We start from the raw sequence: 15075 nt of genomic DNA, 5'->3' as shown, positions 1-15075 counted from the left end.
ATAGTTTCTAATCAGTAAAGTATATGAACAACCCTAATAAAATATCACATTTCTAGTCTTCTATTATTTCTATATTTCCACCTAATGCTCTAATTTTTTTATCTATATCTACATAGCCTCTTTGTATGTGATATATTTCTCCAATTGTAGTTTCACCTTCAGCTAAAAGCCCACATAATATAAGTGCAGCACCTGCTCTTAAATCCGTTGCATTTACATTAGAACCATGTAGTTGTTTTACTCCATGAACTACAGCACTTCTTCCTTCAATCTTTATATCTGCTCCCATTCTATTGAATTCAGCAACGTGCATAAATCTATTTTCGAAAACAGTTTCTATTACAACACCTGTTCCATTAGCTACAGTTAACATAGCCATAAATTGTGCCTGTACATCTGTTGGGAACCCTGGATGTGGTAATGTCTTTATATCTATTGGTCTTATAACTTCAGGCCCTATAACCCTAACGCTATTTTCCATTTCAATAACTTCACAACCAGCTTCCTTTAACTTTGCTATAACCGGCTTTAAATGCTCTAGAATTACATTTTCTATTGTTATATCTCCTTTAGTCATAGCTGCTGCAACCATATACGTAGCAGCTTCTATTCTATCTGGTATAACTGTATGCGTAGTTCCTTTTAGCTCTTTTACACCTTTTATTCTTATTGTATTAGTACCTGCACCTTTTATATTAGCTCCCATTTCATTTAAGAAATTTGCTAAGTCTACTATTTCTGGTTCTTCTGCTACATTCTCTATTATAGTTGTTCCCTCAGCTAAAGTTGCTGCCATCATTATATTTTCCGTAGCTCCAACAGAAGGGAAGTCTAAATATAATTTAGCTCCAACAAGTTTATCAGTTTTTGTTTCAACAAATCCATGTTCCATTATAACCTCAGCACCTAAAGCCTTAAATCCCTTTAGATGTAGGTCTATAGGTCTAGTACCTATTGCACAGCCTCCAGGCATAGATACCTTTGTACTATTAAATCTAGCAAGTAATGGACCCATAACTAAAAATGAAGCCCTCATCTTTCTTACTAACTCATAAGGAGCCTCACATGTATTTAAGTTAGTTGCATCTACTGTTAAAGTATTGCCATTATACTCTACCTCAGCTCCTAGATGTCTTAATAAATCAGATATAACATGTACATCTTTTAAATCTGGAACCCCTTTTATAGTTGATGTTCCTTTAGCTAACAGAGTAGCCGCTATTATAGGCAAAACTGCATTTTTTGCACCATCTATTTTAACTGAACCCTTAAGTGGGTTACTTCTTTTTACAAGTATTTTAGCCATAAATTTCATTCCTTTCTTAGTAATCTAGTCTTATCAATGGAGTCGCAACGTATATAAGTGTTTTCTGGTCATATTCGCTGTATCTCATTCCAATATTTAAATTAACTTTTTTCCCAAGGTATTGTATGTTTGTTCCATTTAACTTTTTGCTATATGCCGTTATAGACATAAAATTATCATCTTCTATTCTTTCTATCTCTTTTGCGTTTAAATTGTTTAATATATTTGTAATTATATTATTACTTATATTTAAAGTTATTTTTTTATCGTATTCTCCTATTAAACAAGTATATATATCTACTTTGTCTGAATACTTTTCTAAGCTTTTTTGAAGCTTAGCATAATTGCCCACTATATTTTTATATACTTTATTTTCATTTATGTCAACTATTATATAAGATTCTCCTTTATTTTCTTTGGGATTATTTTCTATAATAACTGACATATTCATATTATCTTTAGCCGATTGAGCATAAATTTGATTTAGTCCTTCTTCTGTAATTTGACCCCACTTAACACTATCCTCACTAAATCCCAATTCTTGATTTAATTTTATGGCTATATCTTTCATCTCTTGTAAATTTAAATTTTTATCTATATTTATCGATGCCTTCATATTGTAATATTTAAATTTTGAATTACTCTTTTCAAATGTACTTATTAAATTATCATATCCGTAATTTTCACTATTGCCTGCATAAGAATTTATTATTCCGAAAAATAATATTAACACAATAGATATACTAAAAAGCTTTTTCATGAAAATACCCCCTTAAAAATCAATAATTATATTTTAATTATTGACACTTTTAAGGAGGTTATACATTATTTTATATTATATAAACTTAATATTATTGTTGCTTATTAAAAATATTATTCAACTGTTACTGATTTTGCTAAATTTCTAGGTTTATCTACATCACAGCCTCTTATAACTGACACATGATAAGATAACAGCTGAAGAGGTATAACAGTTAATATACTAGATAATATATCATCTACTTTTGGTATATATATTACTTTGTCCGCAGCATTTTCTACTTCTTTATTTCCTTCTTGAGCAATTGCTATTACATAAGCTCCTCTAGCTTTAACTTCCTGCATGTTTGAAACCATTTTTTCAAATAAATTTTCTTGACTAGCTATTGCTATAACTGGAGTATTTTTTTCTATTAAGGCTATTGTTCCATGTTTTAATTCTCCAGCTGCAAATGCTTCTGCATGTATATAAGATATTTCTTTTATTTTTAGAGCACCTTCCATAGCTATATTATAATCAAGACCTCTTCCTAAATAAAAGGCACTATTAGCTTCTTTTATAGACTCTGCTACTTCTTTTAGATACTCATCTAACTTTAACACCTCATCTACTTTTGAAGGCATATCTTTTAGTTTATTTATCATATCTCTATAGAATTCTTTTGTAATAGTTCCTTTCTTTATAGCGAAATCTAAAGCTATCATGTATAAAGAAACTAATTGTGTTGTATATGCTTTTGTAGATGCAACTGATATTTCTGGTCCTGCCCAAGTATAGAATACATCATGTGATTCCCTAGCTATAGAAGACCCAACAACGTTAGTCACAGCTAATATTCTAGCACCTTTATCTTTAGCTTCTCTTAGCGCTGCTAAAGTATCTGCAGTTTCTCCAGATTGGCTAACAACTATCACTAAAGTGTTTTCATCTACAAATGCATCTCTATATCTAAATTCTGATGCTATATCAGTTATAACTGGTATCTTAGCAAATTTTTCTATTGCATATTTCCCAACTAAACCTGCATGGAAAGCTGTACCACATGCAATTATATAAACCTTATTTATTTTATCTAAATCTTCTTTTGACATTTTTATATCATCTAATTTTATATTTTCGTTTTCATCTAATCTTCTTATTAATGTTTCTTTTACTCCACTTGGTTGTTCATATATTTCTTTTAACATAAAATGAGGATATCCACCCTTTGATGCTGCTTCAACATCCCAAGTTACTTTAAATACATCTTTATTAACTTCTTCTCTATTTTCATTGTATACTTTTACATTCTCTTTAGTTAAATGAACAACTTCTCCATTTTCTAAGAAGTATACATTTCTAGTATATTTTAATATCGCTGGTATATCAGATGCTATAAAGTTCTCATTTTCTCCAAGTCCAACTACTAATGGGCTATCCTTTCTAACCGCTATAAGTTCATCTGGATTGTCCTTACAAATAACACCTAATGCATAAGCCCCTCTTAGTTTATCTAGCGCCTTATATACAGCCTCTAATAAGTTTCCTTCATAATATTTATCCACTAAGTGAGCTACAACCTCTGTATCTGTTTGTGATTTAAATATTACTCCTTGAGCCATTAATTCTTCTTTTAACTCCATATAGTTTTCTATTATACCATTGTGAACTACAGATATTGTTCCAGCCATATTTGAATGCGGATGTGAGTTAACATCTGAAGGTGCACCGTGAGTTGCCCATCTAGTATGACCTATGCCTAAACAACCCTTAATAGGATTTTGTATTAGGTCATCTGCTAATACAGCTAATCTTCCTTTAAATTTTCTAACTTCTAATTCTTCATTTCTATTTATTGATACTCCAGCTGAGTCATATCCTCTATACTCAAGCTTAGAAAGCCCTTCTATAAGAACTTCTGTAGCCTCTCTAAATCCTACATATCCAACTATTCCACACATATCAATTTTTCCTCCTCAAAATATAATTATTATATAATAAAAGAGAAAAGGTCAGTTTACCCAACTTCATTTGTCCATACAATCACTTGTATTATTTGTGAAGTCTTTATCGGTGGTAAAACACCGCAGAGCATCCGCCGATTACTCGATTAACTCTGTCCTCGTCAACTTAAAATAATATATTTTAAGTCCTGGCGCTTATATGTGAATACACACCTATAGTGTATTCACTATTATTATCATTAAGATAATTTACTGTGTATAAGATTAGCTAAATTTGTAGCTAATTCTCTTAATTGACCTTCCTCTTTACCCTCTAACATTACTCTTACTAATGGTTCTGTTCCTGATGGTCTTATCAATACTCTTCCTTCACCAGATAATAAAGACTCTATTCTTTCTATTTCAGCCTTTATTTCAGGATCATCCATATACTTATCTTTATTTTCACTTTTTATCTTAGCATTTACTAACACCTGTGGGTAATTAGTCATAATAGATGCTAATTCTGATAATGATTTATTTTCTTTAGCTACTATTGATGATAATATCAGAGAACTTAGTATTCCATCTCCTGTAGTATTATAATCTAGGAATATCATATGTCCTGATTGTTCTCCTCCTAAATTATAACCACTTTTTTTCATTTCTTCTAATACATACCTGTCTCCAACTGATGTTGTTGCAAGATTTATATTATTCTCTTTTGCCGCTATAATAAGTCCTATGTTACTCATAACTGTTACAACTAAAGTATCCTTAGCCAATTTGTTTTGTTTTTTTAGAGATAATGCGCTCAATATCATTATATGGTCTCCATCTACAATTTGACCCTTTTCATTTACAGCAATTAATCTATCGGCATCTCCATCGTATGCAAGACCTATATCAGCATTATTTTTTATTACTTCTTCTTGTAACCCTTTTGGATGAGTTGAGCCACAGTTCAGATTTATATTATTCCCATCTGGATTATTATTTATTGCTATAACCTTTGCTCCTAGTTCTTCAAATATTATAGGAGCTGATTCATAAGCTGCTCCATTTGCACAGTCTAATACCACTTTTAAATTGCTGAAATCAACATCTATTGTTGACTTTAAAAAGTTTGTATAGTCTTTTATTGCATCGTGCTTATAAACCTTAGTTCCGACTTCTTTTCCAGTGGGATAGTATTCTATTTTATCTAAATTATCTATATACTCTTCGATATTCAATTCTATTTCATCATCTAATTTATATCCATCTTTATTAAAGAACTTTATTCCATTATACTCTACTGGATTATGAGAAGCAGATATAACGACACCACAATCAGCATCATATAGTCTAGTTAAATAAGCCACGGCAGGAGTAGGCGCTACACCAACACACACTACATTGCCTCCTACAGACATTATCCCTGCTATAAGAGCAGCTTCTAACATATCCCCTGATATTCTAGTATCTTTTCCAACTACAACCTTTAAGTTTTTCTTTCCCTTTGAAAGAACATAGCCACCAGCTCTTCCTAATTTATATGCAAGGTCGCAAGTTAATTCAGTATTAGCTATTCCTCTTACTCCATCTGTACCAAAATATTTTCTCATTGAGAAATCTCCTTTCAAAAAAAGAAACAATGCATAATATCATACTTAGTAATAATACCATATATATTATGAATAAATCAATGATATAGTTACTTTGCAAAGTTTGTATAAATATTAACAATATATAAAAAAAGGCAATAACTCAAATGAGTTATTGCCTTTTATATTTAACTATTTTCTTACAGCTTCAGCACCTTTTAATAATGCTTCTCTGTTTAATGGAACAAACTTTTCTTTGCTTGGTCCGAAAACTTTTTTGAAAGCGTCTAAAACTGATTCAGTTTCTACAGCTTTGTTTACTTCAAGGAAAGCACCTAACATAATCATGTTAGCAACTTTTGGGTTTCCAAGTTCAGCTGCTAATTCATTAGCTGGTATATAGTAAGCTGTTACGTCAGTTCTTTCAACTTTTTGCTCTATTAATGAAGTATTTACTAATATATTACCACCAGCAACTACATCATTTTCGAATTTTATTAATGAAGGTAAGTTCATAACTACTGCGCTTGTAGCATCATTAGTTATAACTGGAGATCCAACTGGAGTATCAGATACTATAACTGCACAGTTAGCTGTTCCCCCACGCATTTCTGGTCCATAAGATGGTAACCAAGAAACTTCTTTACCTTCTAACATACCTGCATATGTTAATAATTGGCCCATAGACATTACACCTTGTCCACCAAATCCTGCACATATAACTTTATTAACTGCCATATTATTTCGCCCCCTCATTAGTAATATCTTTGAAATTTCCTAATGGGTATTTAGGCATCATGTTATCTCTTAACCATTGTAATGAATCTACTGGATGCATACCCCAGTTAGTTGGACATGTAGATAATACTTCTACTATACCAAATCCTAATCCAGATAATTGAACTTCAAAAGCTTTCTTTATAGCTTTTTTAGCTTTTCTTACGTTAGCTGGTGTATCAACAGAAACTCTTTCTACAAATACTGCTCTATCTAAAGTAGATAACATTTCAGATACTTTTATTGGAGAACCTTGAGTTTCTAAATTTCTACCAGTAGGAGCTGTAGTAGCTTTTTGGCCAACTAATGTAGTTGGAGCCATTTGTCCACCAGTCATTCCATATATAGCATTGTTTACGAATATAGTAGTTATTTTTTCTCCTCTAGCAGCAGCATGAACTATTTCAGCCATACCAATAGAAGCTAAGTCTCCATCTCCTTGATAAGTAAATACTACTTTATCAGGGTGAACTCTCTTAACACCAGTAGCAACTGCTGGTGCTCTACCGTGAGATGCTTCATGCATGTCACAGTTGAAGTAATCATAAGCTAAAACTGAACATCCAACTGGAGCAACTCCTATAGCATCACCTAATACGTTTAGTTCTTCTAAAACTTCACCTACTAGTCTGTGTATTAAACCATGAGTACATCCTGGACAGTAGTGAGTTTGCTTATCTGTTAAACCTTGAGTTTTTTGAAATAAAACTGCCATTATTTAGCACCCCCATTTACTATTTCTTTAGCTTTATCAGCTATTTCGTCTGGAGTTGGTATTATACCACCAGTTCTACCGAAGAAGTGAACTGGAAGTTTTCCAGCGATAGCTAATTTAACGTCATCTATCATCTGTCCCATACTCATTTCTACAGTTAATAAGTCTTTAGCTGCAGGTATTTCATCAAAAGCTTTCCATGGGAATGGCCATAATGTCTTAGGTCTTATAAGACCAGCTTTTACTCCTTCTGCTCTTAATGCTACAACAGCATTTTTAACTATTCTTGAAGTAGTTCCGTATGCAACAAATACTAATTCAGCATCTTCAGTTTGGTACATTTCGTATTGAGTTTCATTAGCTTCTATTTCTTTGTATTTAGCATCTAATTTGATGTTGTGATCTTCTAATTGTTGAGCATCTAAGTATAAAGAGTTTATTACATTAGGTTTTCTTTCTCCTTTAGTACCTGTTGTAGCCCAAGTTTTTGCTTCTAAATTTCTAGCTTTTGGAGCATTAAATTCAACTGGCTCCATCATTTGTCCTATCATACCATCAGCAACTATCATAACTGGAGTTCTGTAGTAATCAGCAACATTGAAAGCTTCCATAGTCATATCAACAGCTTCTTGAATTGTAGCAGGAGCGTAAACTGGAGTTCTGTAGTCTCCGTTTCCTCCTCCTCTTGTTGACATAAAGTAGTCAGCTTGTGATGGTTGTATTCCACCAAGTCCTGGCCCACCTCTCATTATGTTAACTATAACACATGGAAGTTCAGCACCAGCTATATATGTTATACCTTCTTGCTTTAAGGCTATACCAGGAGAAGATGATGAAGTCATAACTCTAGCTCCAGAACCAGCACCACCATAAACCATGTTTATAGCAGCTACTTCTGATTCAGCTTGAACGAAAGCACCGTCTATCTTTGGTAATTCCTTTGCCATATATTCAGGTAATTCATTTTGAGGTGTTATTGGGTAACCGAAGAAATATTTACAACCAGCTTCTATAGCTGCTTTACCTATAGCTTCGTTACCTTTCATTAATATCTTAGCCATTTTTTTTCCCCCTATCTATTAGTCTATTTTTTCTACTGTTATAACTACATCTGGACACATTAAAGCACAGCTTTGACATGCTATACACTTGTCCATTTCTTTTACAGTTGCAGGATTATACCCTTTTTTGTTCATCTTTTCTTTGTCCAGAGATATTATTTTAACTGGACATACAGCTACACAAAGCTCACAACCTTTACAAATATCTTCATTGAAAGTAACTTTTCCTTTAGCCATTACTAGACCTCCTTACTATTATAGTAGTATATATTAGTAGTATATTACTTACATCCAAGGATCCCTCATATATAACTTTATAGGGAATACTTGGCCCTCTATATTTTGAGGTAATTTATCTATAAAAGTTTCTAGACATGCAACATATTTTATTGGTATGTTTGTCATGCTAGATACTTTTTTAGCTAGTTCTTGTCCTTTTAATACATCATCTATAGTTGTTTCTCTTACAAGATGTGTATTATTTATAAGTCCTGTAACCTTTAACTTAGAAGTATTTTCTATAGATCTTATATGTTCTATTACCTGTTCAGGTGTAGTAGTTTCTTCTCTATTTGCATTGATTACAAAGAACATATCATAATCTTCATTTGTTATATGACTACTGAATCTTCCAAGAACCCTTGCTCCTACAGAGTCTCCACCTACATCCATTAGGTAATTATAATTTGGGTTACCTGCTGTAGATGCTATTTGAGGAGATACTGCTGGAAGATCTAAAGTTGAAGCCTTTACTGAACTATCTATTACTGTTATTCCTTTAGACTCAAGAAGTTCTCTTTTTTCTCTAGTTCTAAAGTATACATTAACTACATCTAAATCTGCAATAGCAACTTTGCCATCGACTAATTCTCTTAATTTAGTTATATAGTTCATGGAAAATTCTGATTTTCCACTTCCATAATGTCCTGTAATGATTCTTATTCTTTTATCATCAGTTATCATATAATCACCTACTAAAGTGTGTCTTTTATATTAAATCCTATGCTTCAGGATATATTTGAGCTTCTTCTTCACCTTTAAGAACTCTAAGTCCACCTTGTGCTAAAGCTAACATTTCATCTTCACCTGGATATACCTTTATGTCTGCTATGAATGCTACTCTTTCTTTTATCATGTCTACGAACATCTTAGAGTAAGATATTCCTCCAGTTATTAATATAGCATCAACATTACCTTTTAGTACAGCAGCACAAGCTCCTATTTCTTTTGCAACTTGATAAGCCATAGCTTCATAAACTAATTCAGCTTTTTTATCTCCTGCTTCTATCATAGCTTCTACATCTCTACCATCACTAGTTCCAAGGTATGCTACTAATCCACCTTTACCAGTTATCTTCTTCTTTATTTCATCTAGCGTGTATTCTCCACTAAAGCACATTTTTGCTAAATCTCCAACAGGAAGTCCTCCACTTCTTTCTGGAGAGAATGGTCCTTCACCATCTAATGCATTTGCAACTTCTACAACTCTTCCATTTTCATGTGCACCAACAGATACACCACCACCTAAGTGAGCTACTACAAAGTTAGATTCAGCATATGATTTTCCCATTTCCTTAGCTGCTCTTCTTGCAATTGCTTTTTGGTTTAATGCGTGGAATATACTAACTCTTTCTAGTTCTGGCATACCAGATATTCTAGCTACATCACTTAATTCATCTACAACAACTGGATCTACTATATATGATGGTATATTAACTGAATCAGCTATTTCTTTAGCTATTACCCCACCTAAGTTAGAAGCATGTTCTCTTGGTCCTTCCATTAAATCATGCGTCATGTTTTTGCTTACTGCATAAGTTCCACCCTTTATAGGTCTTAAAAGTCCACCTCTACCAACAACAGCATCTAATTCTTCTGCTTTGATATTAGCTTCATTTAAAGCATCTTCTATAACATTTTTTCTGAACTCAAATTGATCTGCTATTTTAGCATATTGACCTATTTCTTCTGCTGAATGTCTTAAAGTTTTTTCAAATACTTCTGTTTCGTTGTCATATACAGCTATTTTAGTAGAAGTCGAACCTGGGTTAATAGTAAGTATTCTGAATACATCTTTCATATTGGTGTTTCCTCCCGTTGAATATATTAGTTTGTAGCCTTAGCCGCAATTAATACGCCTAGTGCTATAGAGTTTAGTTTTGTTTCTTCATTATCTGCTCTAGATGTTAATATTATTGGAGCTTTTGCACCAACTATAACTCCTGCATTTTTAGAGTTACCAAAGAATACCATTGATTTGTATAATATATTTCCAGCTTCTATATCTGGAGCTAAAAGTATATCTGCCTTACCTGCAACTGGATGATCTATTCCCTTATGTTTAGCCGCTTCTACTGATACAGCATTGTCTAAGGCAAATGGACCACCAACTAAGCATCCTTTTATTTCTCCTGAATTACACATATCTTCTAATGCTTTTGCATCTACTGTGTCAGGCATTTTAGGATTAACTTTTTCCTTAGCACATATAACAGCTACTTTTGGTTCTTCTATATCTAATGCATTGGCTATTTGACAAGCATTTTCAATTATTAGTTTTTTAGCTTGTAAGTCTGGAGCTAGGTTCATTGCTGCATCAGTTACAAAGAACAGTCTATCATATCCTGGCACATCAAACACAGCAACATGACTTAGTACACTACCTGTTCTAAGTCCTATTTCTTTATCTAATACAGCCTTTAATATTATAGATGTATCAACAAGCCCCTTCATAACCATATGAGCCTTACCAGTAGATACTAGTTCAACAGCTTTTCTAGATGCTAATGCTAAGTCTTTTTCCTCTATTAACTCGTAGTTATTTAGATCTATACCTATTTCATTAGCTATTTCTTTAGTTTTCTCTATATCTCCAACTAATATAGCATTAGCTATTCCTTCTTTTCTAGCCATTTCTACAGCCATTAAAACTTCTTTATCTTGAGAACAAGCTACTGATATAGTTTTAGGGCCTCTTTCTCTTGCAAATTTTATTACCTCTGAAAAACTTTTCATTACAGTCTCACCTCATGTTCATATATTTTGGCTATTTCTTCATTATTTATGACTCTAAGAGCACCTTCGTTTAATGCTCTCATTTCATCTTCACCAGGCTCTATGTAGACTGGAGCTATAAACTCTACCATATTCTTTATATAATTAGTTAAATATTCTGAATAGGCAAGTCCACCTGTTATAACGATTGCTTTAGCTTCTCCGTTTAACACTGTAGCCATAGCACCAATTTCTTTTCCTATTTGATATCCCATAGCATTAAATACTAATTCTGCATTATTATCTCCATCTTCTATCATTTTCATGACTTCTCTTGCGTCATTAGTGCCTAGATATGCTGTAAGACCGCCTTTACCTCTTAGCTTTGATTTTATTTCTTTTTCTGTATATTTTCCACTAAAACACAATTTAGTTAAGTCTCCAACAGGTAATCCGCCAGTTCTTTCTGGAGAAAATGGACCCATTTCATTTGCATTGTTATAATCTATTGCCTTGCCATTTTTAAGAGGCGCTATACTTATGCCCCCACCTAAATGTGCAACTATCATATTTATATTATCAAAGTCTTCCCCCAGTGATTGGGCTACTCTTCTTCCGACTGCTTTTATATTAAGTGCATGTCCTAATGATTTTCTTTCTATATCAGGTATTCCTGATATTCTAGCAACATCTTCAAATTCATCAACAGCAACAGGATCTACTATATAACTTTCTATATTCTCTAGATCTCCTATTGATTTTGCTATTAATCCTCCTAGGTTTGAAGCATGTTCACCTTGTACACCTATTTTTAAATCATCTAACATTTTTTCTGTAACTTTATATGTTCCCCCTGGCATAGATCTTAAAAGACCACCTCTACCAACAACAGCAATTAACTGTGATATAGAATAACCTTTTTCATTGATCCATTCCAATATGGTATTTCTTCTCATATCTAGTTGATCGTATATTTTTTCATATTTTGAGATTTCTTCAGAAGAGTGATTTATATTTTCTTGAATAACGTTTTCTGAAGATTTGAATAGTGATACTTTTGTAGATGTCGATCCTGGGTTTATAACTAAAACATATTCCCTTTTCATCATTATTCCCTCTTTAATAGTTTTCTTTTTTTCTGTATACTTTATACCTCTATAATATACCTAAATCAAAAAAGATGCAACACAAAAGGACATATTTTGAATCCCTTTTTTGTCGCATCTTAAGGTTACTTGTCTATTATTGAACTATCGTAACGTTTTCAGGCTCTATATTTATTTTATTTAACTCATATGGTATATTGTACTTTATTTTATACTTATTATCTCCTATGGAATTATCTGCTAGGTCAACATATAGTTTTATATCACTACTATTTAACCTTTCTATTTCATCTGAGTAGGTTATAGTTACCTTTATCTTATCTGGAAGATTATTTTTACTTGTAGCTATATTTCCACTATTATTTATAAAAGAAACATCCCCTTTAGGTATCTCAAATGTATTAGTCATGTCTTTAGATATATCTATATTCACAGATATATATTTACTATTTGACAAAACTCCCTTTGGCAATTGTAATTTTATATCTATATTAGTATCTTTAGAAATATTATTTAAGTTTATTGGCTCTGTATTTATAGCATCGATTTCAGCTAAAACATCTTCTTTGCCTCTTATTTGTATATTTTGTTGACTTAATTTATATTCCTTTAATTCATATCCATCAGGTAAATTTCCATCAAGTTTTATATTTACTGCTACTTGTTTTGATTTCAACACAGTTGCATCAACTATAATAGAATAATCTTGTATATCTATATTTTTTATTTCTTTTCCATATATGTCTACTGCTTTTATGTATACCTTAGACGAAATTTTTTCTACTTTGTCTTCTACCTTTAAAACTCCTACTACTTTATCAACCTTTGAAACTAAACTTTTAGGCCCAGATACACGTGTAGTTCTCTTACTAGTTTGTATATCACCTATTTCATTAGCCATTTTTCCTTCTACTTTTATTTCTATCTCTTTATTAATACTAATTTCCTTTTCTAAATCTACAGTTATCATTTGTGGATTAAGTTGATAAGTTGCTCCATTAGGTAAATCCGCTTTTAGATCCACAATGTTTTTCCCATCTTTTGGCTGGTCTACATTTCCATGTATATATATATCTGATTTCTTTATTCTTTTTAGTGATGACATTCTGCCTTTTATGTATATGTCCGTATTTAGATCTGAAGTAGAGTATATGGATAAATTATTATTTTTTATATCATCCATATTAGTTATATTAACAGATACATCTTTGTATGATTGAACTATAACAGGATCTACAACAGTCATAACATACAACCATAAAACTACTGCACTGAATAAAGATATTATCTTTATACGTGTATTATGTTTTAATTTATTTATCATTTAAATATACCACCTTTGAAAAAACTTTTTTCATCGTTAAATTTCAGATTACTACGTAATATATTTGTTAATCTTTCTTTAGATAAATTTCTATATAGTTTGCCTGATTTAGCAACAGATACCGCACCTGTCTCTTCTGATACTGTAAGAGCTAAACAATCAGATATTTCGCTTATCCCTATTGCAGCTCTATGTCTAGTGCCAAGGTCTTTGCTTAAGTCTTTACTTTCAGTTAATGGTAAGAAACAAGCCGCTGCCTTTATCTTATCACCTCTTATTACTACTGCTCCATCATGTAAAGGCGTATTCGGTATGAATATATTTATAAGCAACTGTGTAGATATCTCTCCGTCTATTATTGTTCCTGTGTTAATTATTTCACCTATCTTTGTTTCTCTCTCTATAACTATTAAGGCTCCTATCTTTTGTCTTGAAAGAGAGTATATCGCTTCTACCATTTCTTCAATATTTTGTTTTAACTCATCCTCTGAGATACTAATACTATTCTTTCCTATAAAGCTAAATCGTGTTCTACCTATATGTTCAAGTCCTGCTCTTAATTCCGGCTGGAATATAATTAAAAATGCTATAACTCCCACCTCTAGAGTATATACTAATATCCAATTCAAAGTGTGCAGTTGTAAAATTTCACTTGCCTTTGTAGTTACAAGTAAAAATAACATTCCTTTTAAAACCTGCTCGGCTCTTGTATCCTTTATAAACATAAATATTTTATAACAAATATAACATACAATAGCGATATCTATAATGTCTGTTATACCCATATTGAATATAAGACTTGTTAAATCATACCAAATGGCATTTATATTAGACACTTTTTAATCCTCCTGTTTTATATCTATTTAACACATATATTAAATATTATAATATAATTACAATACTAAATTCAATTTATTTAAAATTTATTATTTACAAATGAAATAGCCTGTAATTTCTTAGTAATTAAAAAATTAACTTCGCTCATGTCGCTAACAACCTTGAAAAACAGGTCCGTTGCTCAAATCTATCAGTTCGATATTATAACTTATCCATATACCGGATAAATTATAATATCCTTGTAATTAAAAAAGAGTTTCACATGAGTGAAACTCTTTTTTACTGGCGTGCCGGCAGGAATTCGAACCCGGACACATGCCTTAGAATGGCGTTGCTCTATACAGCTGAGCTACAGGCACATATAATTGGAGCGGGAGACGAGATTCGAACTCGCGACTTCAACCTTGGCAAGGTTGCGCTCTACCACTGAACTACTCCCGCATTTTTGGCGACCTGGAAGGGACTCGAACCCTCGACCTCCAGCGTGACAGGCTGGCATTCTAACCAACTGAACTACCAGGCCGCAAATGGTGGGATTAACAGGGCTCGAACCTGTGACCCCCTGCTTGTAAGGCAGGTGCTCTCCCAGCTGAGCTATAATCCCAAATTTTGGTGACCCATAGGGGAATCGAACCCCTGTTACCGCCGTGAAAGGGCGGTGTCTTGACCGCTTGACCAATGGGCCTT

At 32.5% G+C, this 15075-nt stretch carries 14 protein-coding genes and 4 tRNA genes; all 18 read right to left on the bottom strand.

The features are described 5' to 3' along the window. Positions 1 to 52: 52 nt before the first annotated feature. Positions 53 to 1306 (bottom strand): UDP-N-acetylglucosamine 1-carboxyvinyltransferase, encoded by a 1254-nt coding sequence (gene murA / locus BS62_RS09255; RefSeq protein ID WP_496490982.1) that lies wholly within the window; start codon positions 1304 to 1306, stop codon positions 53 to 55. 16 nt (positions 1307 to 1322) lie between these two features. Further along, on the bottom strand, positions 1323 to 2066 hold the full coding sequence (locus tag BS62_RS09250) for a YwmB family TATA-box binding protein (RefSeq protein WP_496490981.1): 744 nt from the start codon (positions 2064 to 2066) through the stop codon (positions 1323 to 1325). Between the two features lie 113 nt (positions 2067 to 2179). Beyond that, positions 2180 to 4006 carry a glutamine--fructose-6-phosphate transaminase (isomerizing) gene (glmS, locus tag BS62_RS09245; RefSeq protein WP_496490980.1) on the bottom strand — a complete coding sequence of 609 codons (1827 nt, stop codon included), beginning with the start codon at positions 4004 to 4006 and terminating at the stop codon, positions 2180 to 2182. A gap of 242 nt (positions 4007 to 4248) precedes the next feature. Then, positions 4249 to 5595, bottom strand: a complete 1347-nt coding sequence (gene glmM, locus BS62_RS09240; protein WP_496490979.1) for a phosphoglucosamine mutase — start codon at positions 5593 to 5595, stop codon at positions 4249 to 4251. 171 nt (positions 5596 to 5766) lie between these two features. Continuing rightward, positions 5767 to 6312: a 2-oxoacid:ferredoxin oxidoreductase subunit gamma family protein gene (locus BS62_RS09235; RefSeq protein ID WP_496490978.1), complete on the bottom strand. Its 546-nt coding sequence runs from the start codon at positions 6310 to 6312 to the stop codon at positions 5767 to 5769. A gap of 1 nt (position 6313) precedes the next feature. Then, entirely contained in the window at positions 6314 to 7066 is a 753-nt protein-coding gene (locus BS62_RS09230) for a thiamine pyrophosphate-dependent enzyme (RefSeq protein ID WP_496490977.1), read from the bottom strand. Further along, positions 7066 to 8127 carry a 3-methyl-2-oxobutanoate dehydrogenase subunit VorB gene (locus BS62_RS09225; RefSeq protein ID WP_496490976.1) on the bottom strand — a complete coding sequence of 354 codons (1062 nt, stop codon included), beginning with the start codon at positions 8125 to 8127 and terminating at the stop codon, positions 7066 to 7068. The genes BS62_RS09230 and BS62_RS09225 overlap by 1 nt, the downstream gene beginning before the upstream one ends. Before the next feature lie 18 nt (positions 8128 to 8145). Next, the gene (locus tag BS62_RS09220; protein ID WP_496490975.1) at positions 8146 to 8364 is read right to left on the bottom strand and encodes a 4Fe-4S dicluster domain-containing protein; all 219 of its coding nucleotides are present in this window, start codon (positions 8362 to 8364) and stop codon (positions 8146 to 8148) included. Positions 8365 to 8412: 48 nt separating this feature from the next. Then, positions 8413 to 9090: an ATP-binding protein gene (locus tag BS62_RS09215; RefSeq protein WP_496490974.1), complete on the bottom strand. Its 678-nt coding sequence runs from the start codon at positions 9088 to 9090 to the stop codon at positions 8413 to 8415. Between the two features lie 37 nt (positions 9091 to 9127). After that, the gene (gene buk / locus BS62_RS09210; RefSeq protein ID WP_496490973.1) at positions 9128 to 10207 is read right to left on the bottom strand and encodes a butyrate kinase; all 1080 of its coding nucleotides are present in this window, start codon (positions 10205 to 10207) and stop codon (positions 9128 to 9130) included. Between the two features lie 26 nt (positions 10208 to 10233). Beyond that, positions 10234 to 11142, bottom strand: coding sequence for a phosphate butyryltransferase (ptb, locus tag BS62_RS09205; RefSeq protein ID WP_496490972.1), 909 nt, complete (start codon positions 11140 to 11142; stop codon positions 10234 to 10236). Further along, complete coding sequence (gene buk / locus BS62_RS09200; protein WP_496490971.1) at positions 11142 to 12230, bottom strand: butyrate kinase; 1089 nt, start codon at positions 12228 to 12230, stop codon at positions 11142 to 11144. Before buk (BS62_RS09200) ends, ptb begins: the two co-directional genes overlap by 1 nt. 133 nt (positions 12231 to 12363) lie before the next feature. Continuing rightward, positions 12364 to 13551, bottom strand: a complete 1188-nt coding sequence (locus BS62_RS09195; protein ID WP_496490970.1) for a CdaR family protein — start codon at positions 13549 to 13551, stop codon at positions 12364 to 12366. Next, positions 13548 to 14336: a diadenylate cyclase CdaA gene (gene cdaA / locus BS62_RS09190; RefSeq protein WP_496491056.1), complete on the bottom strand. Its 789-nt coding sequence runs from the start codon at positions 14334 to 14336 to the stop codon at positions 13548 to 13550. The genes BS62_RS09195 and cdaA overlap by 4 nt, the downstream gene beginning before the upstream one ends. 418 nt (positions 14337 to 14754) lie before the next feature. Continuing rightward, positions 14755 to 14829, bottom strand: a tRNA-Gly gene (locus BS62_RS09185). A gap of 5 nt (positions 14830 to 14834) precedes the next feature. Beyond that, positions 14835 to 14911 (bottom strand) — tRNA-Asp (locus tag BS62_RS09180). Positions 14912 to 14916: 5 nt separating this feature from the next. Then, positions 14917 to 14992, bottom strand: a tRNA-Val gene (locus BS62_RS09175). A gap of 6 nt (positions 14993 to 14998) precedes the next feature. Continuing rightward, positions 14999 to 15073 (bottom strand) — tRNA-Glu (locus BS62_RS09170). Positions 15074 to 15075 lie beyond the last annotated feature (2 nt).

It is taken from the genome of Sporacetigenium mesophilum DSM 16796 (assembly GCF_059569055.1).
Note: the sequence above shows the minus strand (reverse complement) of the source record. Positions and strands in the feature narration are given on the sequence as shown.